Origin of the sequence: Collinsella sp. TM06-3, assembly GCF_003436395.1 — a bacterium.
In the GTDB taxonomy this organism is placed as follows: domain Bacteria; phylum Actinomycetota; class Coriobacteriia; order Coriobacteriales; family Coriobacteriaceae; genus Collinsella.
In genome coordinates, this window is record NZ_QSPG01000001.1 from 61,229 (window position 1) to 86,372 (window position 25,144).

A 25,144-nucleotide genomic window follows, 5' to 3' on the forward strand; every position below is an offset into this window, starting at 1 on the left:
GTTTCTGGCTTATGTTTGCAAAGAATACTTTTTGGAACTTGGTCTACCAGTTGACCGCTATCGTTGCCGGCTTCCTCGTCCCAAGGGCGATTATTGGCGTATATGGATCCGAGGTTAACGGTCTGGTGACCTCTCTAACTCAGTTTATTGGTTATTTCGCACTTGTCGAAGCTGGTATTTCTGGTGCGGCGACCTTCGCTCTATATAAGCCTATTGCTAAGGGCGACTGGGATGGGATTAACGTCGTGGCTTCGGCCTCGAAGGTCTTTTATCAGAAGTCGGGCATGTTGTTTCTTGTCTTGCTGGTTGGCCTTTCGGTCGTTTATCCCATATTTGTCTCGGTAGGTTCGCTTGCGCCTTGGGAGATCATGGTGCTTACCTTCCTGTTGGGTGCCAAGATCGTCGTGGATTTCTTTTCCCTCGCCAAGTACCAAGTTTTCCTTACCGCCGATCAAAAGAACTGGCTCATTCAACTCGCATCGACGGTCTTCACGCTGGTTAACACGGCCGTCATTTTCTTGTTTGCCTATCTCCATGCTCCTGTTGTCGCTGTCTATGCGTTGGCTCTCTCTGCGGTTTTTGCGCGCAGCCTGATTCTCGCTCTGTATACACGCCGCCATTATCCGAAGCTCAATTGCAAGGTTGATTACGGTGACTATCAGCTACCCCAGAGATGGGATGCGTTGTTTCTCCAAATCTTGGGAGCCGTTCAGTCGGGCGCGCCCGTTATTTTGGCGACCTTCCTCTGTGGGAGCATGAGTGAAGTTAGCGTTCTTGCTGTTTACATGCTCGTATCTACGGGGCTACAGATGATTCCGAATGTCCTTGGTACAGGGCTTCAGGCGCTCTTTGGTCGACAGATTGCTGAGGGAGACTACGAGGGTCTTCGGTCTTCCTATAAGCCATATCGAGCGCTTGTGTACGCAGTCTCCGCTGTGGCATGCGGATGTGCTTTTTCATTGATTATGCCGTTTGTTGATTTGTATGCAGGCGGGTTTCACGATGCAAATTACCACAATGTCCTGCTCGGTTTCCTCGTCGTCCTAAATGTTTTTCTCTATCATGGCAAGTCGTCCCAGGGCCTACTTGTAATTGCTGCTGGCATGTACCGTGAGACTAGGGCGCAGACCTGCTTGCAGGCTGCAATCATTATCGTCTTGGGTATCCCACTCACAATGCGTTTTGGGGTCGTCGGCACAATTGCTGCGTCCTGCGTATCCAATCTATACCGCGTGATTGACCTTTTGCTCTACGAGCCTCGTAAAATCTCGAAGGACTCTCTTTCGAGTTCGTTTTGGTCGTTTGGCGTGTATGTATTACAGACCGTTCTTGTGGCCATGCCTGGCTATTTACTGTCTTGCTTCGCTGGAAGTTGGACAGGATGGATTGCGGTCGCCATCGGTCTTGTCATTTGGGGCGCAGTCGCCGCATGCGCGACGCTCTATTTCTTCGACAGGCCTAGCTATAGTTCGATTATTGGTCGTTTTATGAGGATTAAATAGGATGAATTATTTCAGCGCGTCTAGGGCCGGTGTTGAGTCTTGCTCTGAGTTAGAGCGACGCTTTTCCCTAAATGATGGGTCCATGGTGTTCATTCCACTGCTCTTTTACGCCTTTTTCTGCCAATCGCTCGCTGCTTCTGCGCTTGCACTCGATGTCTGCCTCCTGCTATCTGCTACGGCGTTTCTCCTGCATTTTGTGACTAACAGAAGATTTGCTTGCAAAAGATTTGGCCTTGAGCTGGTTTGGGCACCTTTCTTTGTGCTGTTCTTTATTCATAGTTTGATATACGGTGTGGCTAATTTAACCCTGCTCGTAGTTTATACGCTTCTATTTCTGTGCATGTATGTTGCGGCAGGCGAGCGATCCTGGGTCACTTCATGCCTTAGGGTTCTTGTCGCCTTTGCAGCATTTCATGCGTTCTGCACCATCGTCTTCTGGCTAGTCCCCGCACTTTATCTGCCAGTTAAATCTGCCTTCTTTTCAGGTAGCTATATGGCTAGGGACTATCGCTCTGGCTTCACGGCGCACTACAGCACTAATTCGATTTATTTGAGTTTGGGTCTCGTCTCTTGGGCCTGTGGTCTTGCTGGTAGCAGGGAAAAGGTTCGGATTAAAGATTTGATGCTGAGCCTGATGCTCTTGCTTGCACTTTTTCTGACTACTAAGCGGGGTCCTTTGGTTGCATCCGTTGCTGCTATCGTCATCTCGTATCTGTTCGTAAATAGAAAGAAGCTTACCGGGACGATGCTCAAGACCTTGGTTGTTGCTGCAATCGCTGTAATAGCTGTCGGCGTTCTTGCTACGTTTGTTCCCGCTGTTCAGGCGACTCTTGAGAGGTTTATTGAGCTTTCAGATGATGAAACGGGCAATGGCAGAAGCTATTTGTACGATTGCGCTTGGAGTATGTTTTATGCAAAACCCTTACTTGGTTGTGGTTGGGGGACTTATTCCAAGTATGTTGCCACTACCTCCCTTGGTGCAATGTACAGCAATCTTGGCTTTTCGTCGATGAGTGCTCACAACGTATACCTTCAGTTGCTTGCCGAGACGGGTGTGATTGGCCTTGCGGCTTTTGTTGTGCCCGCGTTTCTCTCCATCCTTGCAGCCATGCATCGATCTGAATCTCTTTTAGAGGAAGGTCCTTATGGGGACTCCTTTTGCTTGTGGGCCTGTTTGGGTGTTCAGATTTTCTTTCTAATTTATTGCTTTTCAGGCAACCCTTTATACGATCCGCAGTGCTACATACCGTATTTCATTTCATGTGTGGCGGCGTTTGCTATTTGCGGCTCAGACAAGATGATTCTTAACAATAGGGAGGGATTCCATGGATATCTGCAAAGATAGTCAACGCTGTACCGGGTGCTCTGCGTGTCTGTCTGTGTGTCCTCGATCGGCGATTCAGATTGTAGAAGACTCTCATGGGTTTTACCGTCCGAAGATTGACGAATCAAAATGTGTTGAGTGCGGTTTGTGCCAGAGGGTATGTCCGGCTAATGGTTTGACGAGCGACGATCTGAAGATGAACTCTCGTCGGGTATTGGCTTATCAGGCTGACGACGCCGAACGCGCAAAAAGTTCCTCGGGTGCCGCGTTTTGGACCTTGGCTACTTACGTCCTAAATAATGGCGGCGTCGTTTACGGCGCTTGCTTCGATGAAGATTTCCGCGTTGTTCAGCGGCGTTGTGCCTCTGTTGACGACGCGCAATCTTGTCGAGGCTCAAAATACTCACAGGGCTTCGTTGGCTCTTCATATGTCGAAGCATATAACGACTTGAAACAAGGTCTTGACGTGCTCTACAGCGGAACCCCATGCCAAATTGCGGGTCTTAGGAGTTTTCTATCTAAGAAAAACTATTCCGGACAGTTGGTTACCTGCGATTTAATCTGCCATGGCACACCTAGTAATCGTATGTTCCGCGAATACATTTCCTTTTTGGAAAAAAAGTCCGGAAAGAAGGTCATCAAATATTTTCATCGCCCCAAGGACAGAGGTTGGGGAGTCCATGTCGAGAAGGCTCTCTTGGACGACGGCACTGCTCTCTATGACACGATTGAATCTAATACTTGGCGAGATGTGTTCTATAGCAATAACGCTTTAAATTCCAGCTGTTATAACTGCGCCTATACCGACGTCAACAGGGTTTCCGACTTTACTCTTGCTGATTTTCTTGGCGTCGATCGAGTTCGCAAAGGTTTTAATGATCATAAGGGACTTTCTGTTGTTATGGTTAATAGTGAGCTAGCCGAGCGTATTGTCGCATCTGGTGTATTTGAGCCCGGCGTAACAGATATATCTCTTGAAGAGGTGCTGCCCGGTAATCCGATGCTGGAGAGGTCGTCCTCTCCGCAGGGTAACGTTGATGGTTTCTGGAAGGCTTATGAGCATAAGGGGTTCGAGGGCACTGCTCGGTTTGTTGGCGCCTACGGCTTCGTGAAATCTCTCAAGACTCTTGTGAAACAGCTTATTAAAAGGAAATAGTTACTAGGGGCGTTTCTCTTGAATTTAATGGACTTTGTTGAGCATGTGGCGACCTGGATTTATGTCCGGGGTAAGTTGGCGTTTCTTGCAGGGAGATTCCCTGGCCAGATAACCATGACGAAGGCTTTCAGGCGACCGTTTTATTGTCGCGTATCGGATAAAGGCGTTATTAGCGTCGGTGAACGAACGTCTTTCAATTACGGTTGCGTCCTGATTGCTCATGAACGAATTGAGATTGGTAGAGGCTGCCTATTTGGTCCAAACGTCCATGTGTATGACTTCGACCACGGTATGTCGCAGGATGGGATCATGTATCGGGACCAGCCGACTACGACAGCGCCCGTGCATATTGGCGACAACGTCTGGCTTGGCGCGAATGTCGTGGTGCTTAAAGGTGTAGCCATTGGCGATAATGCGGTCATCGCTGCGAATAGTGTTGTTTCTAAAGATGTACCCGCGAATATGCTATTTCACGAAAAACGGGATCTAGTTTACAGAGAGCTTCGATAGGTTGCTGGATTGGCTTTCAATTCACGATGTACGCTGATCCGATAAAGCAGTATTGATAATGGCTTAATTGGATTAAAGCGTGCTTGCATTAGGGGTATCGGCTTGGGTCGATACCCCTTTTTAACCGGTTTGAAACCGCATCACTGGTAACGTCAAGTTTTTTGGAAATTGACAACCACATGACGGATCACGGTCCGCGCTCTGTCATGTGGTCTCTGGCGGCTAAGCAGCGAATCACAGACGAATGGGATACGTGCCGAATTTGCGAACATCGTAACGGTCGACGAGGAACTGCTGTGCAAGGAAATGAAGACTCCTCCGAGGAAGACCATCGAGGAGGCGCCCAGCGCGCTGCTCGATGAGGAAGCTAATGGGGGATGGTGCTGTCGGTTGCGCTGGTCGCGCTGACGGGGGCGGCGTTGTTGTCTCTTTTGACATCTACTGCGGAATCACTTGAGTCGGTGGTGTTTGAGCTTGTGGTCCCTTCGGCCTTGTCAGTATCGCTTATTGCTGTCTTAGTTTGTGCCTGTTGCGCGGCTGTTGCTTGAGCCGCATGGCTTCTGCGATGACCGCCATGGGTATTGGTGCGCTTGCCATGGACATGCGCGCGATTGCACATGGTGGGCGATGGGGGCGTAGCGGAGCCTCTCTGGGAGCAGGCGATAGGGTCCAAAAGAAGCACCGGGCTAGCATGCCGCGCATATTTTGTTGGGGTTTTCGGAAACACCAGTAAACATCAGCGAGCTTTCTGTGTTAGCGATGGAATAATTTAGCCAAATATAGTCGGCCGAGATTGACCAATCCCGGCCGACCCATTTTAGCCAGCACGCCCGCATCTATGACTTTCCTATCGCATTCCTACATCCCCTCGGGCTGGATCCCCCTCACCTTCACCGCATGGGGGACGGCATCCACCGAGCAGGTGTCGAGCCCCTGCCGCGGTTCAGCTGCTGCTCGACGTCATCTCGACCTTCGACTCGGCAGATAGATAGTCTTTGTTTCCAGCGGTCTTCCGGTCTATTTGATTCATCGCATACGCAACAATCCCATTCTGAATTCCCGAGATGCTCGGCGGGAAAGACTGATTATCGGCATCAATGGAAAATCTTTCTTCCCTGGTATCCAGTTGCTGCTGAATGCGGTCGGCATACTTCTCGGCCCATTCATCGGCCTTGCCGTTTCGCACAAAGTAATTGTTGGATAGGTCGGTTGAGCGGTAGGCGTAGTCGCCCTTTTGGTAGTTTGCCGTGTGGTCGGAGTGGGCGATTGCCATGAGCTCGTCGGTCAGGCCAAAGTACAGATGGCGCTGGTCCAGGTCCCCGTACCAGTTGTCGCTGGTGTCGTCCCAGGTTAGGTCCATCTGGCACCATTTGCCGTCGATCTTTACGGCGTTCCAGGTGTGGCCGTTGCCGGTGATGCGGCCGTTGGCGATGCCCGCGGCGTTAAGGAGCTTGGAGTAGATGCGCTGGTAGCTCTCGCAGGTGCCCTGGTGGCGCGTGAGGCCGCTTTCGGCCGAGCACCAGTTGAGGCTGTGGTCGTACTCCAGCTGGTCAAGCGTCCAGTCGTGGAGCCACAGCGCCATGTCGTATTCCGAGCCGTCTGTCTCTTGCCTGCACAGGTCCACGGCACCGTTGACGATCTGCGTGACGCTTGGGCGGGCGGCATCGTTTACGGTCACCTCCGCCGTGGTGCGCAGGTAGTAGATCCCCTTGTCGTTTTGGGGGTCGTTTCTGTCGTTGTCCATAAAGTAGAAGTGGATGCGGTACGCGCCCGATGCCGTGAAGTCAAAGGTAAAGTCGTGGCCCGCGCTGCCCAGGCTATAGTAGCTGGCCCATGCCGGGCGCGACGGGTCGCAGACGCTTTCCTGGCTGTCGCCGTCCCAGTAGGTGGGCACGTCCATGCGCGCCTTGGCCTGGGACGAACCGTTGGTCTGGGTTACGTGGAAGTTCGTCGCGGTGCCCGCGGGGGCGTCGTTCCACGAGACGGTGAAGGTGACACCGTTTTGGGTTGCCGTGGCGGAGTGGTCGTAGGTGGTTTGTGACGTGGCAGAGATTGCGGCGGGCGTGGGGGTGGCTTGGGCGCGGAGGGATGGGGTGGGGGTGTTTGTTGCGGCGGCGGTGCCGTCGGCGCTTTCCGTGTTGACTGCGCTGGTGCCGGTGGATGTTGCGGTGCTGTCCTCTGCGGTATCTGCTGTCGCGTTTGCGTTGGTGCCGTCTTCGGCCTTGCCTGCGCCGCTGCTCGTAGCGTCGGCTTGCGCCTGCTGCACTGCGGCTGCCTGAGGCTGGATGGCTTCCGCGATGGCTGCCATAGGCAACGTCGCGCTGACCATGGACGTGCACGCGATCGCGCAGAGCAGGTAGTAAAGGGGTCGTTTCATAGCGGAGCCTCTCGGTGAGCAGCCAATAGGGTCCGAAGGCAGCTCCAGGCCAGCACTCCGCACATGTTTTGTTGGGGATTATTTTACGGGAACCCCAATCAACATCAGCGAACTTTCTGGGGAATGTTGGGGAGGGGGAGGAGTTGGTCCTCTGCCTCGCTGTGCGCTGATGTCTTCGCCCTCGGCGATGCGCCCGTCGGCGAGGAGTGCGAAGCGGCCATGCTGAACAATGCCACTCCACCTGTCTGTGCATCCAAACTTCTAGATTATGCATATCGGGATTTTCACGGTGTTGTCGGCGATTTTGTCTCGCGGACCGTGTGCATGCATTAGATGAGGAGGCGCTTGTATCCGTAGAGACGCATCGGCATTTTCGATGCGACCGCCGTCAAGACAATTGGGTGTGCATCAAGGCGCTGTTAACTGCATGAGCCGATTTCTTATAACCTGTTTAAGCAAAGCAAGAATGGGGAATAAAGCTTGGTGCCCATCGCGAACTGGCGATGGGGTACGCTACTGCCGTCAATATCGCAAACGACGAAATTCCGACGTTCGCAACATTGACACCAGCGTTGCCTGCTGCTAGCTGGATAAGAGCCTCGATGGTCATAAGTACCAATTCCTCGCTTTCGTCTAGTATCGCATAGGCAAGCATTGTTTTAGGTGGCCGCGAAAGCGTTGGTTGCACTTGCTGCGCCTTTGATTAGCCTGTCCGGGGAGGGTTAGCCGCCGCTTGTTGATCCGGACAGGTTGATTTATTTGGGGGTATTTTGGTCGAGTTCGATATCACTCGTATTCCTCGATATAGTTCCAAAAGTTCATATGCCCATTTCGATCATAGGGTCTCTTTTGCCGAAGTTCAGGCCAAGATTTTAGATTCAGAGTACGTTTCCAATCACGCGTTCTACCCTTTAATTTCCAACGAGATCATTACTGTTCGGTATCGTGGAGGCAAGCGAAGCTGCAAGGTTCGTAATATCGCTTATGCCTCGCATTTCGATCACCGCGTCTTCCAGTACTACTCTTATCTGTGGTCGGACTTATATAACAAGAAGGCTATTGCCGAAGAGTTTGATGAGGTTGCCGTAGCGTACCGCTCTTCGCTTTCATCAGACGGCGCCGTAACTGCTGGTAGCAATATTTCCTCAGCTAAAAAGGCATTCGACTATATGCGTGTGCAAGATTCGGCTTTTGTGCTTACGGGTGATTTCGAGAGCTTCTTCGACAACTTAAACCATGTCCATCTAATGGCGTCGTTGCGTTCGTTGTTTCCCAGTGGACGCTTGCCGGACGATCACTATCAAGTCATTAAAAATATCCTCCGCTATTCGTGCTGGCCTATTGGTGATTTGGCTGCTCGACATGAATTGCCATGGCCAGTAATCGATCCTGCTCGGGAGAAAACGATTAGTGATGCGGCTATCGATCTTCGGTTCAAGTCTATTCGCGAACTTAACAAGCTGGATGTTATCTTGCCAAAGTCTGAGTTTCTTGCAAACAAAAGTAAAGTCATCACCAGGCCGTGGCGGCGAACGGGTATTGATCTCGGCATTCCTCAGGGTCTTGCTGCAAGTGGAGTGCTCGCTAACATCTATATGGCCGATATCGATATGAAAGTCAGGCTTGCCGTTGAACGGGTTGGTGGCTTGTATCTTCGTTATTGCGATGACTTTATTGTTGCCGTTCCAAAATCTGGCTTTGATGCACTTGTAGAGGCAATCAATCTAATGACCGATGTTGATTCCGTTAAACTGCAGCCTGAGAAAACCAAAGCGTTCCGGGTTGATAGCAGCGGGGTTGCTCAGCTTGATTTTGAAAGCGTTCGTACGGGTAAGGTCCTTTCGTACTCCGGTGCACATCCGGCACAGAAAGTTAGCTTCTTGGGGTTTGACTTTGACGGGCGCGTTGTAAGACTTCGACAGTCTACGGTTGGAAGGTACCATAAGCGTCTCCGTGAGGCAGCCAGTGCGATTGCGCGTTCTAATCAGGGGGAGGGAAGGCACGCATCAAAAAAGCGCGTCTCCGCTCTATATCAACATTATTCACCACTCGGTATTAAGGGAAGAAGGCTATGCTCCTCGGGTGATGCTGACCCTTCTGCATTTTCTCGCTATGGGAACTTTCTTTCCTACGTAGCGAGAGCCCAAAAGGCGTTTCCAAATGATCCGATTGCCCCCGACGAGGCTAAGATTTATAGGAAGATTAAACGCTTGAGTGCTCGGTAGACGATAGTTTTAACGCCAGATCATTCATAGCCATAAATACTTAATCGATATCGGCCAATTCCGATCACTAGGTAATAATTGATGTGCCCTCACGTCGTCGTGGCACGATGTCTCTGAAACTCGTGCCGAACATAAGAATGATATGACAAGAACGGTAGTGTCGCGAAAGTTGGTGTAATGGACTCCTTGGCCCCTGTGTCCAGGATCCGGAATCTATCGATATCCTAGGCCGACTCCACTCTGTCGGCAAGCTCAAGGCTGGATTCGACCATCTTCCCGGCAGTCTTTTCCAGCTCGGCCCAGTCATGACAGCACGATGCTCCCCTTCGCAGCGCCGCGTCGTGCAACTCGGCCATCTTCCTCTCCGAGAAGTAGCGCGAGGTTGCCATGGAAACGGCCAGGATAACCCCGAAAGCGGCCTGAACGCGCCATGGTGCGCGTATTCTAGGCGAAGGCACGGACCCTTCCGAGCCAGGACGGGCCGCTCGCTCGGCCAACTTTGGCGTACCCTGCTGGAACGGCTTCCGTCAACATCCGTAAAACTACCGCAAAGAGGAGGCCACAGTGATAGATAAGAGGCTTATTGAAGCCGTTCCCGGAGCCGAGAGACTTAAATCCGCAATGATTACCCCAGAATTGTTTGTTAAGGACCTCATGCTAGACTATTCTGGGCGTCCGTTATATACATACGAGGAATGGACGCGCGAGCTCATCAACCACTCTAACGCTTTCAAGGAACTGACCAGAGGTGCGGAGTTTCATGCGCCCGTATCCGAGGCAAATGGGGAGTGTGATGCGGTATCAGACGCGTATCAGTTAGATTTCAAGCTCATCTTCGGAAAATCCATGATGCGCGCCGTAAGTCTCACTTCGTCAAGGCGAGTTTCAGACCGCGGAATAACTTTAGAACAACTTTGCAGAAGTCATGTAAAAGAACAGAGAGGCTTACGCCTGCATGCAATTCTCAGGGATTACAGCCTCGCCAAGCTTGACGAGCTTCTAAAAACTGAGAGTAATAAACAATTGAGCGAAGAAGACCGTGAGGCCCGAGGACTTCTTCGCTCAATCAGTCATTCGAAAAACTTGCTGCTAATTTATCCTTGCCGCTTTGAAGGCATCGACAGACTGCCTGAACTTGAGGAAACCGCCAACGCCGCACTTTACTATGACTTCCGGAACGTGCTCGACGTCCGACGGATACACCATCCCGGCAAGGACACCTTCCTTTCATATTTTTGCGACGACCGCATGGTTGTCACAAGAGCGAGCGGGCACGGCCTATCCAAGTTCGACGATATCATGGTCGCAAAAAGCAGAACATACATGGATATTATGCGTATGCGTGATCCCGGAGAGTATCAAAGGCTGCTCAAACTTGTTTAACCGACCGCAAGGGCTAGTTTTGTGGACATCAACCCAAGATGGGACCTGCCAAGAGGACCGGACGCCGCTGCGTTCGGACTCGTTTTTCTGCATTCAAAAGCAACGCTGAGCTCGACCTCACGGCTTGCGCCTGCTGCTCGGCGGCCTTCTGAGGCTGAACCCCCTCTGCAATGGCTGCCATAGGCATCGTCGCGTTGACCATGGACGTGCACGCGGTCGCACAGAGCGGGTGGTAAAGGGGGCGTTTCATAGCGGAGCCTCTCGGTGTGCAGCCAATAGGGTCCGAAGGCAGTTTCAGGCCGGCACTCCGCACATTTTTTGTTGGGGTTTTACGGGAACCCCAGTCAACATCAGCGACCTTTCTGGGGTATGTTGGTTGATCCGGGGTGCGCAAAACAACAGTTTCAAATATTGTTGCTTCCTGTTCAATTCTGTCTATCTACAATTAATCGCAAGCGTATGACCTGAGGAGATTGTTTACAGGTGGAATCGGTCACTATTCATTGGATTGTCTTTTATGTCTTTATCGGTTTGTCGAGCGTTCAGCTTGTCCGCTTTGCTGGGCCCTTGGCGATCGGAGGGCAATACACCGTCGAAGAACTGTATCCCTCCGATGAGTCGGGCAGGCTGAACGTTGCCTACCGAATTCTCGCTCCAACAATTTGTTGCCAGCTCCCGGTGTTTATTATGGCTGCGATTTGCGATGCGTTTTCAGTTCCAGGTCCTTCGCTGCGATACATGCCTACCCTTTTCTATTGGTTGTTTCTTGGGGTAATCAAGCATGCAAGGGGTAAATTGCGGTACCGGACTCTTCCTTTCTCATTCGAGGCGTTCATGTCTCTTTTGCTGTCCGTCGCATTCGATCACTTTGTTATCGATGGCTATCTCGGAGGCCAGGGGCTAGATGTGCTTGATACTTCGAGTATTGCCTTTGAGTTTGAGCTGGCATTATTTGGTGTTGTGACCTTTTGGATTTTAACCTTTTTTAAGCGTTATCAAATTAAGTTTAGCCGTGTGTACTCAAATGCCGCTCCATCATATGTCGTTCCTTCGGACTCCGTATTTGGTTACTCTTCAATCGATACGGGTGAGGCCAGGCTCTTCTCATACGAGCGCGAATATGGCGATCTCTTACCTCAGCGATTTTCAAGTGATCTTCTGTTGAGAAGTGTTTTCTTTGCAATTATGGCGATTGAGGACGGGAATCGGCCCGAGTTTATCCGAACGATCGAGCGCATGGCAGCTCATTTCCATTTGGCAAAAACCACTGGAATAATGCAGCAGACGAGCGATGCTCCTTTGTCTGATATGGATAGCGTTAAACTCGCAATTCCCTATATTGAGCGCATGTGGGACCAGTTTCTTGTTGAATTCGCCCGTTCTGCCGAAGGGGCAGGGGGAGACGCCCTACGAATCTTCAAGTGTTACTACACCTACGATTACTGTATGTTGTCGCGGACTATCCGCAATCATTTTGCGCCGTTTTACGGGGACTATTGTGGAACGAGATTACTTAATGCTAATCGCGTATTTTGCGATGTTCTTGAATTTGAGGAAAGGCAGCGCTACGGATTGCTTCCAAAGACGGTTTCTGCGACTGGATCGATATGCGCCACTGAGCTTGGATGGCTTTCTGGGGAGTACTGTTATTGGGCCGATTACAATACGGTTGTATCCTGCCTGAATGAAAATGATGGCAATGGCGTTAAACTGGTCAGCAAAAATGATGTGAATAAAACCCAGATAACCGAGACGACCTTAAGGCTTAAGGAGCAAGGTGTTTCCGTTCTTGAGGCCAAGTATGTGCCCGGCGCTTCGGCGACCATCGTGTGCATCGGCGATTCCTCGAAGATTTCGAGTACTGTCGGTAGTGACTGGATGGTTGTTAGCTAGGTGAATCATCTTTGCCTTTCCGCATATTGATTGCGCATTCTCGTGCACGGACGCGAAAATGCTTTGCATTAGTTTCAACGCGAAGAGTATTTGCTACATGATTAACTTTTTTGGATGCGCAATTACTGCGCATCTAGGTTAACATCCAGTTAGTGATGCAGTTGTCGTGGGCTCTACGTGAGGCGATGACAAAGGAGGGTCGTTGTTTGGTTGTTATCGGCAACGGCCCTTTGATTTTAGGAGTTACTTTGGCGATGGAATTTTAGACTTTCGCTCAACTTATCGAACTCCTAGAGAGTCATGGCGTTCTAACTGATGCCGCTGCGCTAGATTGCCTGAGGCGCGAAATGAATATTTGCTCGTCGGAACACTGCTGAATATTGGGTCACCTGTGCGGTTCGAATTTTCAATTGTCGAGCAGCTTTGTCTCCGATGAAGTCTTGCAATTCTAGTAAAATCCAAACATATGTTCTATACTTATGGAAGTAGCTTGTTTGGAGGCGCTAGATGGAAGTCGGAAGAGATGACATTGTAGAAAGCGTTGTACGTTTGATAAATGGGGTGGGGCGTAGCCCATATTTATTCGTCGGCTCGGGCTTTTCCCGTAGATACATGGGTACCGACGATTGGGTTGGTTTGTTAAGGCACCCCTGTTCCCGTCTTTCCGATGATCCCTTTCGGCTTGACTCGTACCTGGCACGTTGTCCAGATGAGTCTGACAATAGCGCATTGCCCTCTGCCGCGACGATGCTTGATAAGGATATGCGCATAGCTGTTCTTGAGGACCCTCGCTTCGCTTCTTTTAGAAACGATCATGTAGAGGACATTCGTCAGCGTAAATCTATTTTAAAGATCATGGCGGCCGAGAGGTTATCCTCGTTCAAACCTGAATATATGACGCATGAGCTTGATATCTTGAGAGAGGTTGGCAGGCGGCGTATCTCTGGAGTTATAACAACCAACTATGACTGTCTCCTGGAGTCGCTATTTCCCGAGTTTAAAGTTTTTGTTGGCCAAGACGATCTCGTCTTTCACAGAACTTTTGAAATGGGTGAAATCTATAAGATCCACGGTTCTATGGATAATCCTGAATCTATGGTTCTTGAGGAGGCAGATTACGCAAAACTCGCCGAAACACAGGATTACTTGGCTGCCAAGTTGTTAACTATTTTTATGGAATACCCAATTATTTTTATCGGTTATTCCCTTAACGACCCCGATATCCAAGCTATCCTCATGTCGATTTCGCGCTGCCTCGGTTCTAACAATCTTGCGTTGCTTAGAAAGCGCTTTATCTTCCTTACTAGGGGAGAAAACGCAACCTCAACTCATTCGTTTACCTTTCCAGGTATTGGCGAGATAAGCATGACCGAGATTAGGACGAACGATTTTGGTGCAGTGTATGAAGCAATTGGACAATCCAAATGCTCCTTCTCGCCCAGGATCATTCGTGAGCTTCGCAGGAGCATCTACGCCTTGGCTGATGAGGGCGATCCGAATGACTCTCTGGTAGTTGAAGCGAGTTTTAGCGACCTCGAGAGACTTCCGGAGGGACAGCATCTTGTGCTGGGTATCGGTGTTGCGAATGCTTCTTTAGGGCACGGGCATATGGTCAAAGCCGAACTTCTATATCGTGATGTTGTGTTTGATGACGAACATGTTGCTCCTAAGCTTGCCGTCGAGGAATACCTTCCTTCGCTGCTTGCTTCTAACTCGGGTGGTTTGCCCATGTATAAGTATTTAAGCGCGTATTCAGGGGAAGTTCTTAATCCAAGGATGCTAAAGGAAATAGATGAGAAGAAGGATTTAGATGCTTTTCTAAACAACAGCCTACGAAAGGCAAAAGGTAGCTATCATCATTCGGGAATTAGACACTCGGTTCAGTCTGTTATAGCTAACGAAGGCTTTGAGGAAGCATTTAAAAAGCTTGTGCTACTTGAAGAAGATGAGATCGATCTAAATAAGTTGCTTGAATATCTGAGGGCGTTCATCACGGACGATCGCAAGATAATCCACGGTAATAGCGAGCTGAAACGGCTTATTAGAATGTATGATTTCCTTAAGTACAAGAAGGCCTTCGACATATCGGCTACTAGTGAGTAATCCCACCTAGCGTCTATGAAGAAGGCCATCTTTGTAAACTATGGCATCTGAGCGTATAGTGCGAACACCACGTGCAAATGCATACTTAATATAACGCTTTCTGCTTGAAATCACAATGGTGTCTGTTTCGACCCGCCAATCAAGGGAAGATAGTGTAGAGTATCTTCCTGCAATACAAAAGCTCTTTGGGAGCTTTAAGGGTGACGCTTTCAAATTGAGAGTGTTGCCCTTTTTTCATGTATGCAATGTGTGACGTACTAGCCAAGCACCATCCCGGCAATGGAATGATCGAGCATGGGCGGCTTCTACTGGTTGACGTGATCGTGGTCAAACAAGTGATATCGATTAGAATTAAATCAATTGCGCTGGAAGCCTTCGGGCGACACCTGAAGAGGGTTGATGCGTCGGTCCTCTTTTTTTGTTTGGATGTAAGATTCGGCCAGGCAAAACAAGGATCTCATTTGGGGAGAACAAATATCCGGCGGTTTTCCGCTTCGGGACGCGCGGTTTAAGGGTGCTTTTCGGAAGTGCGGGGAAAAATCGGAAACCTCCGAGCATAAACCGAATTTCGGCAACAAAACCGCAGGTCGCGGAAGGCTAAAACAGGGGTCTGGTCTGTCGATCTCGGTTTTTCACCGCACTTCCGGAAACGCCCGACGGAAGCATGCGGCAAATTTTGGAACCCTCGAGCACATCGTCCTTTTCATGAAAAGAACCCGCAGGTAGAAGCGTTGCCACTATCCAGTGTGGTTGACGTGTCTAGAATATGCCGCACACTTCCGGATTTTGCATAAGCTCGACTGGTTTGTTTATCGATTGGGGCAGAGGAATCTTGTCTGGACCTCGTTATATGTATTTAAATGGATGAACTTAACCTATAAGTTAAGTTCATCTAGAAATGGGAGGTGCCCTTTGGCAGAAGGATATGATCTTGTCGAATATAGAGACCTCAAGGGTCGACCGTTTTGGGAATTGACGGCTTCTCCCGACAACTCTCAATTCCAGAAAATGTTGTCAGACCCTAAGCGGAAATTAACCGCTCGAACAATGATCGGCCAGAATAGCACGTCAACTTCTGGAATCTGAGCCTTGACTTTTATACTTGGCTTTCGAAACGGAGAACACAATGAATAAAGTAGATTTATCTGATTTTTACGCCGATACAGAAACCAGCGAAACACGCGCTTATGAACACGCGCTAGATATCGAGTTTATTGTTCATCGCGAGATGAAGCGTCTGGGTTTAAGCAAAAGCGATTTGGCAAAGCGTATGGGCGTGAGCCTTCAGTCGCTTTCGAAGCTGTTGAATTCTCAGCCCAATATGACGCTGAAGACGATCGCTAGGTTCGAGCTTGCTTTGGGTATCAAAATCGTTCCGCAGGTTATCGCCAGCCATTCCAAAGAGTTGCCGTTTCTTTCATCTGATGATTCTGTGCGAGAGCAATGTGCATTGCCTGCCATTCTCCCTGCAGAGCTGTCAGCAGATTGCGATGTGCCTTTTCAGGGTGAATAGCATTTCCTCGATGAATCTAAGTCGAATGAGTTGCCACTCTCACATTCTCTAAAAAGTTCTTAAAACAGCCTTAAAGGCGCCTTGGCTCGCTTTTGCAGCGTACAATACGCATGTTTGACTATGGCAAAAGTAGTTTTTTGGGGAGGGGGAACGCCGTGGAAGTGCTGGCTGTTGGCAACACCGCATATGTTGACGATGGCTTTTGCTCCAAGGCGTTCCCCGGCGACCATGTGTAGGTCGTAGCCGCGCAGGACGCGCGCCGCGATGAGTCGTCGTACCATGCTTCGTGGAAAGAGCTCCTCCAGCACCTGGACCAGGCCTACGAGTTTGAGCGCGTGGTCTACCTTTCTACCTACCTCACCCCGCATACCGTGACTTTTGGCGACATTGGGCTGCTGCGCTCGGTGTTTCGTGCCTGTATGGGACGCAATGTGCAGCTGCTGTTTATTGCGGGGCCCGCGGGTGCAGAGGGCACCACTGGCGGATGTGACGACGACGCCACGGCCGCCAGTGGCGCCCAGACGGGCAAGGGCATTATCGCCCGCGCTGCCAACGACCTGTGCCGTTACTATGCATCGCGCGACGGCATCCAAGCCAAAGTCCTGCGCGTGCCGTATCTGTATACCGCATCGCCGGCATTAACCGACCCATTTTTGGTGCCGCTATTCGACGCATGCTCGGGCGGGTCGGTCGCGCTTCAGGGTGCGGCAGATGCGCCGTTTCCCCTGCTGTGTGCCGAGGAACTCGCGGTGTTGGTGCATCGTATCTTTGACTGCTGGGATGCCAACTTTGAGATGCTCGACGTTGCAGACGCTTTTGGCCACCCGAGGCCTATGGCGTGATCGTTGACGCTCCGGGTGCGAGCGTGACCTATCCACGCTCAGCATCTAGGCGTTTCGTCGCCCAACGGCGCTATACTGCAGCCGTTGCCCACGATGCGGGGAACACCCGCATCGTGGGTTTTTGCTTATGAAGGGACGGTGCCGCGTGGACGTACAGCAGCTAGAAGAGGCTTGGGCTTTGAGGGCCAGCGCGCGTGAGGCGCGATTGGTTGCGGCCTCGCATGTGCCGGCGGCGCTGTCTCTGTTGGGGATTGTACGTTCCGGCGATCGCCTGGTTGCGTTTGCCGATGACTTTGCCGATGCGTTTGCGCGCAGCTTTGATGGATGCGGCGTGGCTATGGTGGGGGAGCCGTCGGTTGCGGCGTTTAATGCCGCGTCCGAGGGCTTTGATGCTTCGTTTGATGCCGAGGGACCGCACCTGTGGTGGTTCGTCAACTCTATTGGCGGGTTTGGATTGCGCGTGCCCGATCTGCGCGCGCTAGGACGCGCCGCGCGTGAGGCTCATGCGCTGCTCGTGGTGGATAACACCGTGGCTGGTGTCTTTGGGTGCGATCCGTTGCGCTTGGGTGCCGTGCTGTCGCTCGAGGCACTTGATCGCGTATGCGCGGGCGATGCTCCGCACAAGTTGGTTGCCGTATCGGTCGCGCGCTCGCAGCTCAAGCGCCATCGCGTGGATGCCGCTGCCGAGTGCGCGCATGCTCTGCTTAAGGGCTGTGGCTTGGTCAAACTTGATTTGCCTGCTGATGAGGCCGGTGTGCTGGAGTGCGGGCTGGACTCGCTCGATGCCCGCATGCAGGCACATTTCGACCGCGCACGTGCGCTGGCCGAGTACTTGGCTGCCAATGAGATGGTGCACGCCGTGCGCTATCCCGGACTGAGCTCGCATCCCGACCATGCGGTTGCAACTGGAATCCTCGAGCACGGCTTTGGTCCGGCAGTTGAGTTTGACCTTATTGAGCGCAGTGCGGGCGATTTGTTCGATGCTTTGCCGGGGGAGTTTCGTACATCGCCGGCCGGCGGCGCAACGACGCGCCTTTCGGCTCCACGCGGCAAGCAGGGGTGCACCATTCGCCTCTTCGCCGGCACCGACAACCCTCTGCAGGTGGCTGCCACCCTAGACAACGCCCTCCGCAAGTAGCTAATCGGGGTCTGTGCCACGAAAACGGCCTATTTACTACGTTTAAGCCGTAGGGGTCGACCATACCCGCTTATTTTGAAAATCGCCAAGCTGTCTACCAGCGGTTTTATTTTCATAATGCCCGGTATGGTCTAGGGTATTCAACTAAACGTAGTATATGGGCCCATTTTGTGGCGCGAGCCTCAATCCGAGGGCGCGCTGGACAACAATTCAGTCCCAAAAGGACTATCCTGCGTTGATGCTGGCGATGAGGTCGTTGGCTTTGGTGGCGATGACGTTGTTGATGTCGGCCTGCAGCTCCTCGTACGCCGCTATGGCTCGCTCGCCGGCGGGGGTGAGCGATGATCCGCGGGCGCCGTCGCGCTCGATGAGCTTGCAGCCCAGCTGTCCTTCCGCCTCGTTCACAATGCGCCAGGCTTTGGAATACGCCATGCCCATGCTCTTGGCGGCGCGGTTGAGCGAGTGCTCGCGGGCGATGCCCTGCAGCAGCAAGACACAGCCGTGGCCGAACACGCCCGGCAGGTCTTTGTCGCACGCTTGAATGACCAACTTTGCCGTCGTCTTGTACTCCATGTGCTCCGCGTCTCCCCGCTAAAGTGTTTGCTGGGCAAACGCAAAGCCTGCGTCAAACCCTCGTGTGCTCTTCTTAAATCATGCATTGTAGCAGTCAAAGTGCGTTAAGATACTTCCCCAGTATTGGGCGCCCAAGGTTGGGCTGGGTCCTACGAGGCCTGCAGCCGGCCGGTCGCATGGAAAAAGGAGAAACATGGCTACGTTCTTTCCCGGTGAGTCCCACACGTTTTCGGAGTATCTGCTGGTCCCTGGTTACTCGTCCTCGCAGTGCATCCCCAACAACGTCTCTCTTAAGACGCCGCTAACCCGCTTCAAGCGCGGTGAGAAGCCGGCAATCACCCTGAACATCCCCATGGTTTCCGCCATCATGCAGTCCGTCTCGGGCGTCGACATGGGTGTCGCGCTCGCTACCGAGGGTGGCCTGTCCTTCATTTACGGTTCCCAGAGCGCCGAGTCCGAGGCCGCTATGGTCAAGGCCGTCAAGGATCACAAGGCCGGCTTCGTTCAGTCCGATTCCACGCTGACCCCCGACATGACCATGGAGCAGGTCATTGAGCTCAAGGAGAAGACCGGTCACTCCACTATGCCGGTCACCGACGACGGCACCCCCAAGGGCAAGCTCCTGGGCATCGTCACCAGCCGCGATTATCGCCCCAGCCGCGATGACCATCAGAAGAAGGTCTCCGAGTTCATGACCCCGCGTGAGCAGCTCATCGTGGGCGACAAGAACATCAGCCTCAAGGTTGCCAACGACGTCATTTGGGACAACAAGCTCAACGCCCTGCCGATCGTCGACGACAACGATCACCTTATGGGCATCGTCTTCCGCAAGGACTACGACAGCCACAAGACCAACCCCAACGAGCTGCTCGATAACGACAAGCGCTACATGGTCGGCGCCGGTATCAACACCCGCGACTATGCCGAGCGCGTGCCGCTGCTCATCGAGGCCGGCGCGGATGTCCTGTGCATCGACTCTTCCGAGGGCTTCAGCGAGTGGCAGAAGCGCACCATCGAGTGGATCCGCGCCAACTACGGCGAGGACGTCAAGGTCGGTGCCGGCAACGTCGTCGACGCCGAGGGCTTCCGCTTCCTGGCCGACTGCGGTGCCGACTTCATCAAGGTCGGTATCGGCGGCGGTTCTATCTGCATCACCCGCGAGACCAAGGGCATCGGCCGTGGCCAGGCCACCGCGCTGATCGATGTCTGCCGCGCCCGTGACGAGTACTACGAGGAGACCGGTGTCTACGTGCCCGTGTGCTCCGACGGCGGCATCGTCTACGACTACCACATGACGCTCGCCCTTGCCATGGGTGCCGACTTTATGATGCTGGGCCGCTACTTCGCCCGCTTCGACGAGAGCCCGACCGAGCGCGTCAACGTCAACGGTCAGTACATGAAGGAGTACTGGGGCGAGGGTTCTGCGCGTGCCCGCAACTGGCAGCGCTACGACCTGGGCGGCGCCGCGAAGCTCAGCTTCGTCGAGGGCGTCGACTCCTACGTTCCCTACGCCGGCTCCCTCAAGGACGGCGTGGGCGGCACGCTCTACAAGGTCAAGTCCACGATGTGCAACTGCGGTGCCCTCTCGATCCCCGAGCTCCAGGAAAAGGCACGCCTGACCCTGGTCTCCTCGACCTCGATCGTCGAAGGCGGAGCCCACGACGTCGTAGTCAAGGACTCCCAACAGAGCGTAACGTATCGATAAGATAAGACCTGCACATAAAGGTTGAGCCTCAACCACGTTATTTAGATAAAGCGAGATGCCTGCAAGTCGCAGGCATCTCGCTTGTCGTATTTGTTATCATCAGTCAAGTTAACCTTAGGGTCGGGCGGCTTAGCTTTGTTCGCTACAAGTTCCGCACGCAAAGAAGAGCACTTAATGTGCTCTTCGTCTTGCGCAGGACTGTCCGCAGTAGCGAATAAAGCTAAGCCGACCGACCCCATTAAAGATTAAAGGAGCTGATATGTGCGATTGCACAGATCATAAGGATGAGATCCCTGCCTACGACGCGCAGGCCATTGAGTCCAAGTGGATGAAGGCCTGGGAGGACTCCAACCTCTTTGCCGTCGACACCGACGACAGCAAGCCCAAGAAGTATGTGCTCGAGATGTTCCCGTATCCGTCGGGCGACCTGCACATGGGCCACGCGCGCAACTACACCATCGGCGATGCCATGGCCCGTCAGGCCCGCATGCGCGGCTACGACGTGCTGCACCCCATCGGCTTCGATGCCTTTGGTCTGCCCGCCGAGAATGCCGCCATCAAGCACAACACACAGGCTGCCGCCTGGACGTATAAGAACATGGACCAGGCGCTCGCCACGATGAGGCGCATGGGCTTCTCCTACGATCTGGATCGTACCGTTAAGACCTGTAGCCCCGACTACTATCGCTGGGGTCAGTGGATCTTTGAAAAGATGTGGGAAAAGGGTCTGGTCTACCGCAAGAAGAACCCGGTCAACTGGTGCCCCACCTGCAAGACCGTTTTGGCCAACGAGCAGGTAACCGAGGGCAAGTGCTGGCGTTGCGGCACCGAGCCCGAGAAGCGTGACCTCGAGCAGTGGTACTACAAGATCACCGACTACTCCCAGGAGCTGCTCGATGACCTGGAGAAGCTCCCCGGCTGGCCCGAGCGCGTCAAGCAGATGCAGGCCAACTGGATCGGCCGCTCCGAGGGCGCCGAGGTCGACTTTACCCTGTGCGACACCGATGGCGAGCCCATCGAGGGCGACGAGGGTAAGATCACCGTCTTCACCACGCGCGCCGACACGCTCTTTGGCGTTTCCTTCTTTGTCCTGTCTCCCGAGTACGTGTGCCTGCACGAGCTCGTCGAGGGCACTCAGTACGAGGAGGCCGTCACCAAGATCGTCGAGGACTCCAAGCATATCTCTGCCGTCGAGCGCGCCCAGGGTACCCTCGAGAAGCACGGCGCCTTTACGGGCCGCTACGTGGTAAACCCCGTCAACGGCGAGAAGATCCCCGTGTGGGTTGCTGACTATGTCGTTGCCGACTACGGCACCGGTGCCGTCATGGCCGTTCCCTGCGGCGACCAGCGCGACTTTGAGTTCGCCCGCAAGTACGACCTGCCTATCGTGCCGATCATCCTGGACGATGAGGATCGCGCTGCCGTCGAGGCTAGCGGCGAGACCATCGACACCTTCCATGCCGAGAACGTCGACTGGGATTGCGCCCACGCTGCCGAGGGCACGCTCGTCCAGTCGGGCAAGTACACCGGCATGCGCGGCGGCAAGCACTCTGAGGGCGAGGCTGCCATCGTGGCCGACCTCGAGGCCATGGGCTGCGGCCGTCGCAAGGTCGAGTTCCGCCTGCGCGACTGGCTCATCAGCCGTCAGCGTTACTGGGGCAACCCCATCCCGGCCATCCACTGCGAGCACTGCGGCATCGTGCCCGTGCCCGAGGACCAGCTGCCGGTGACGCTGCCCGAGAACCTGGACCTGGGTGCCGGCGAGACCCTCGCCGAGTGCAAGGAGTTCTACGAGACCACCTGCCCGGTCTGTGGTCGCCCGGCCAAGCGCGAGACCGATACCATGGACACCTTCACCTGCTCCAGCTGGTATTACCTGCGCTATGCCGACCCGCACAACACCGAGCTGCCCTTCTCCCGTGAGGCCGCCGATCGTTGGATGCCCGTCGATAACTACATCGGCGGCATCGAGCACGCTATTCTGCACCTGCTCTACAGCCGCTTCTTTACCAAGGCGCTTCGCGACCTGGGCCTGCTGAGTGTGGACGAGCCCTTCACTAACCTGCTGTGCCAGGGTATGGTCAAGGACGAGAACGGCGACACCATGTCCAAGTCCAAGGGCAATGTCGTGCCCCCGAGCTCGGTCATCGAGCCCTACGGCGCCGACACCATGCGTCTGGCGATCCTGTTTATCGCCCCGCCCGAGAAGGATTTCGACTGGGACCCCAAGGCCGTTGAGGGCGCCAACCGCTTCATCAAGCGCGCCTGGCGTATCGTTTGGCAGCTCGTCCAGTCCGGCGACGCCAGCGTGGCTTTCGACAAGTCAGCGCTCGACGAGGTTGCGATGAAGCTCTATCGCGAGCGTCACCGCACCATCGCCAAGTGCACCGAGGACTTCGATCGCGGCCAGTTCAACACCGCCATCTCGGCCGTCATGGAGCTCGTCAACGCGGCGAGCGCCTACCTCAACGCCACTGAGGTCGCTTTCCGTGACAAGGCGCTGTGCTACGGCGTGGCTAAGGATATCGTGAGCGTCCTTGCCCCCATCTGCCCGTTCTGGGCCGACGAGCTGTGGCATGAGGCGCTCGGCTGCGAGGGCAATGCCTACACCGCCGCCTGGCCCGAGTTCGACTTGGCCGAGTCCATCGAGAACACGGTGCAGATCGTCGTCCAGGTGCTCGGCAAGGTCCGTGGCCGCATCGACGTCGCCCGCGACGCCTCCAACGAGGAGATGCAGGCTGCCGCCGAGGCCGCCGTCGCCAAGTGGACCGAGGGTAAGACCGTTGTCAAGGCCATCTGCGTACCCGGCAAGCTGGTCAACCTAGTGGTTAAGTAAACGCCGCACGTATAGCCGGCGTGTAAAAGACGAGGGACGATCCGGCTGGATCGCCCCTCGTTTTGTTTTGTCTGCTCGCGGCGCCCGCGGTCAATTGTTCTATTCTTGTGGAGATGCTGTGGGCGCGCTGACCTGCGAGTTTCTGTTGTGCTTGCACGTTTTCGCAGGTATTGGTATAGTTTGCTTGCAAATGAAGTTGCAATTGAAAGAAGTGGGGTTTCGGCCCCGCTTCTTTTTTGTATGGATGGAGGTGCCGCAATGGTCAAGACCAAGACCGAGCAGGCGATCATCGACGCGCTCGAGGCCGTTGCTCCCCAGCACGATGTCGACATTGTCGACGTTGAGCTCGTGGGTGCCACCAAGGCCCCCTGCGTGCGCGTGCGTATCGAGGGTGCCGAGGGTCAGAGCCTGTCGCTCAATGACGTCACGGCCAACACCAAGTGGGTCGGCGATGTGATTGAGGAGCTCGACCCTATCTCTTCGAGCTATACGCTTGAGGTGTCGAGCCCGGGCATGGCGCGCCCGCTGCGCCGTCCGCGCGACTTTGCCCGCTTTGTGGGCGAGAACTGTGAGCTCACCTCCACCGCCTCCGAGGGCCGTCGCAAGTACGCCGGCAAGATTGCGGCTGCGACCGAGACCGACGTGACCCTCGAGCTCGAGGACGGCGAGTCCGTCACCCTCGATTTCTCTGATGTTAAAAAGTGCAAGTTGAAGCCCACCTACGACTTCAAGCCCGCGAAGGAAGGAAAGTAAGATGGCAGCATCCGACATGATGTCCGCCCTGATGGAGCTTTGCCAGGAGAAGCACATCGACCAGCTCTACCTGATCGACCGCCTGGAGCAGTCGCTCGCCAAGAGCTATGCCGAGATCCTGCATCTTGAGTGGGGCGCCAAGGTGACCATCGACCGCACCACCGGCAAGATCTACGTCTACCGCCTGGAGCCGATCGACGATTCCATGGACGAGGAGGGCAACTTCACCGAGTTCGAGGAGATCGACGTCACCCCCAAGAACACGAGCCGCATCGCCGCCCAGCACGCCAAGGCCGAGATCAATGCCATCGTGCGCAACTCCGCCCGCGAGCAGATCTACGAGGAGTTCTCCGGCCGCATCGGTGACCTCATCAGCGGCACCGTGCTGCAGTCCACGCCCGACTTCACGATCGTCAAGATTCGTGAGGGCGTCGAGGCCGAGCTGCCGCACTTCGATCAGCGCCGTTACGAGAACGAGCGCAACGAGCGCCCGATGGGTGAGCGCTACCTGCACAACCAGCATATCAAGGCCGTAATCATCGACGTTCGCGACCCCAACTCCAACCTGCAGCCGGTTCGTGGCGAGCACAGCCGTCCGCCGATCGTCATCTCCCGTACCCACCCCGAGCTCATGCGTCGTCTGTTTGAGCAGGAGGTGCCCGAGATCTATGAGGGCACCGTCCAGATCAAGTCGATCGCCCGCGAGCCCGGCCAGCGTTCCAAGGTTGCCGTCCACTCGCTCGACGACCGCCTGGATCCCGTGGGCGCCTGCGTCGGCCCCAAGGGCAGCCGTGTTCGCGCTGTCGTGGGCGAGCTCCGTGGCGAGCGCGTCGACGTCATCCTGTGGGATGCCGATCCTGCCGTCTACGTCGCCAACGCCCTGTCGCCCGCTAAGGTCACCCGCGTCCTCATTGACGAGGAGAAGGCCTACGCCGGCGTCATCGTCCCCGACGACCAACTGTCCCTCGCCATCGGCAAGGAGGGCCAGAACGCCCGCCTCGCCGCGCGCCTGACCGGCTGGCACATCGACATCAAGTCCGAGACGCTTGCCGCCGACATCCTCAAGAACGTTCCCGTTCACGAGGAGCCCGCCGCCGACCTGATCGGTGACGAGGAGGACGAGGACGTCCGTCGCTGCGAGTACGTGTCCGAGGACGGCATCCAGTGCCGCAACCAGGCCCGTCCCGGCTCCCGTTTCTGCGGTGTCCACGACACCGACGCCTTCGATGATGCGGAGGACCTGATCTAGCGCGCGGTCGCGCCGGGCAGGTCCCAGCGCATACCCCACGCTCGTTCAGTCTCTAGGCACCC

Annotated in this window: 17 protein-coding genes and 1 pseudogene; 15 read left to right on the forward strand and 3 right to left on the reverse strand. The window is 54.2% G+C overall.

All coding sequences use genetic code 11. The features are described 5' to 3' along the window. Positions 1–11: 11 nt before the first annotated feature. The 4 genes and pseudogenes from DXD56_RS00275 to DXD56_RS10280 all read left to right on the forward strand — a co-directional run. Complete coding sequence (locus DXD56_RS00275; protein ID WP_117639269.1) at positions 12–1,502, forward strand: lipopolysaccharide biosynthesis protein; 1,491 nt, start codon at positions 12–14, stop codon at positions 1,500–1,502. Position 1,503: 1 nt separating this feature from the next. Continuing rightward, the gene (locus DXD56_RS00280; protein ID WP_117639270.1) at positions 1,504–2,847 is read left to right on the forward strand and encodes an O-antigen ligase; all 1,344 of its coding nucleotides are present in this window, start codon (positions 1,504–1,506) and stop codon (positions 2,845–2,847) included. Continuing rightward, positions 2,828–3,982: a Coenzyme F420 hydrogenase/dehydrogenase, beta subunit C-terminal domain gene (locus DXD56_RS00285; RefSeq protein ID WP_117639272.1), complete on the forward strand. Its 1,155-nt coding sequence runs from the start codon at positions 2,828–2,830 to the stop codon at positions 3,980–3,982. The genes DXD56_RS00280 and DXD56_RS00285 overlap by 20 nt, the downstream gene beginning before the upstream one ends. 348 nt (positions 3,983–4,330) lie before the next feature. After that, a pseudogene (locus DXD56_RS10280) lies at positions 4,331–4,435 on the forward strand (DapH/DapD/GlmU-related protein); the annotation flags it as partial. A gap of 1,000 nt (positions 4,436–5,435) precedes the next feature. Here the strand turns inward: DXD56_RS10280 and DXD56_RS00295 are convergent. Then, positions 5,436–6,869 carry a transglutaminase domain-containing protein gene (locus tag DXD56_RS00295; protein WP_117639276.1) on the reverse strand — a complete coding sequence of 478 codons (1,434 nt, stop codon included), beginning with the start codon at positions 6,867–6,869 and terminating at the stop codon, positions 5,436–5,438. Positions 6,870–7,639: 770 nt separating this feature from the next. Here DXD56_RS00295 and DXD56_RS00300 point away from each other — a divergent pair. Further along, positions 7,640–9,094 carry a reverse transcriptase domain-containing protein gene (locus tag DXD56_RS00300; RefSeq protein WP_147325164.1) on the forward strand — a complete coding sequence of 485 codons (1,455 nt, stop codon included), beginning with the start codon at positions 7,640–7,642 and terminating at the stop codon, positions 9,092–9,094. 224 nt (positions 9,095–9,318) lie between these two features. On the opposite strand, the gene DXD56_RS10230 is transcribed toward DXD56_RS00300, so the two are convergent. Next, positions 9,319–9,450, reverse strand: coding sequence for a hypothetical protein (locus tag DXD56_RS10230; RefSeq protein WP_255413169.1), 132 nt, complete (start codon positions 9,448–9,450; stop codon positions 9,319–9,321). Positions 9,451–9,658: 208 nt separating this feature from the next. On the opposite strand from DXD56_RS10230, the gene DXD56_RS00310 reads away from it, so the two are divergent. The 6 genes from DXD56_RS00310 (at position 9,659) to DXD56_RS00340 (ending at position 17,966) form a co-directional block, all read left to right on the forward strand. Further along, entirely contained in the window at positions 9,659–10,477 is an 819-nt protein-coding gene (locus tag DXD56_RS00310; protein WP_117639282.1) for a hypothetical protein, read from the forward strand. A 483-nt stretch (positions 10,478–10,960) separates the two neighbouring features. Then, positions 10,961–12,370 carry a hypothetical protein gene (locus DXD56_RS00320; RefSeq protein ID WP_117639286.1) on the forward strand — a complete coding sequence of 470 codons (1,410 nt, stop codon included), beginning with the start codon at positions 10,961–10,963 and terminating at the stop codon, positions 12,368–12,370. A 507-nt stretch (positions 12,371–12,877) separates the two neighbouring features. Next, on the forward strand, positions 12,878–14,473 hold the full coding sequence (locus DXD56_RS00325; protein WP_117639288.1) for an SIR2 family protein: 1,596 nt from the start codon (positions 12,878–12,880) through the stop codon (positions 14,471–14,473). Positions 14,474–15,599: 1,126 nt separating this feature from the next. Next, positions 15,600–15,986, forward strand: a complete 387-nt coding sequence (locus tag DXD56_RS00330; protein WP_117635108.1) for a helix-turn-helix transcriptional regulator — start codon at positions 15,600–15,602, stop codon at positions 15,984–15,986. A 335-nt stretch (positions 15,987–16,321) separates the two neighbouring features. Then, a complete protein-coding gene (locus DXD56_RS00335; RefSeq protein WP_117635109.1) occupies positions 16,322–16,828 on the forward strand; it encodes a hypothetical protein in 507 nt (168 codons plus the stop codon). 145 nt (positions 16,829–16,973) lie between these two features. After that, entirely contained in the window at positions 16,974–17,966 is a 993-nt protein-coding gene (locus DXD56_RS00340) for a PLP-dependent transferase (RefSeq protein ID WP_158549247.1), read from the forward strand. Between the two features lie 225 nt (positions 17,967–18,191). On the opposite strand, the gene DXD56_RS00345 is transcribed toward DXD56_RS00340, so the two are convergent. After that, positions 18,192–18,539, reverse strand: a complete 348-nt coding sequence (locus tag DXD56_RS00345; RefSeq protein WP_117635111.1) for a winged helix-turn-helix domain-containing protein — start codon at positions 18,537–18,539, stop codon at positions 18,192–18,194. Positions 18,540–18,732: 193 nt separating this feature from the next. Here DXD56_RS00345 and DXD56_RS00350 point away from each other — a divergent pair, with 193 nt between their 5' ends. From DXD56_RS00350 to nusA, 4 genes are all read left to right on the forward strand, one after another. After that, on the forward strand, positions 18,733–20,244 hold the full coding sequence (locus tag DXD56_RS00350; RefSeq protein ID WP_117639292.1) for an IMP dehydrogenase: 1,512 nt from the start codon (positions 18,733–18,735) through the stop codon (positions 20,242–20,244). A 259-nt stretch (positions 20,245–20,503) separates the two neighbouring features. Continuing rightward, positions 20,504–23,080 carry a leucine--tRNA ligase gene (leuS, locus tag DXD56_RS00355; protein ID WP_117639294.1) on the forward strand — a complete coding sequence of 859 codons (2,577 nt, stop codon included), beginning with the start codon at positions 20,504–20,506 and terminating at the stop codon, positions 23,078–23,080. Between the two features lie 258 nt (positions 23,081–23,338). Beyond that, positions 23,339–23,833: a ribosome maturation factor RimP gene (rimP, locus tag DXD56_RS00360; protein WP_117639296.1), complete on the forward strand. Its 495-nt coding sequence runs from the start codon at positions 23,339–23,341 to the stop codon at positions 23,831–23,833. 1 nt (position 23,834) lies between these two features. Further along, positions 23,835–25,082 (forward strand): transcription termination factor NusA, encoded by a 1,248-nt coding sequence (gene nusA / locus DXD56_RS00365; RefSeq protein ID WP_006234042.1) that lies wholly within the window; start codon positions 23,835–23,837, stop codon positions 25,080–25,082. The last annotated feature ends 62 nt before the right edge of the window (positions 25,083–25,144 follow it).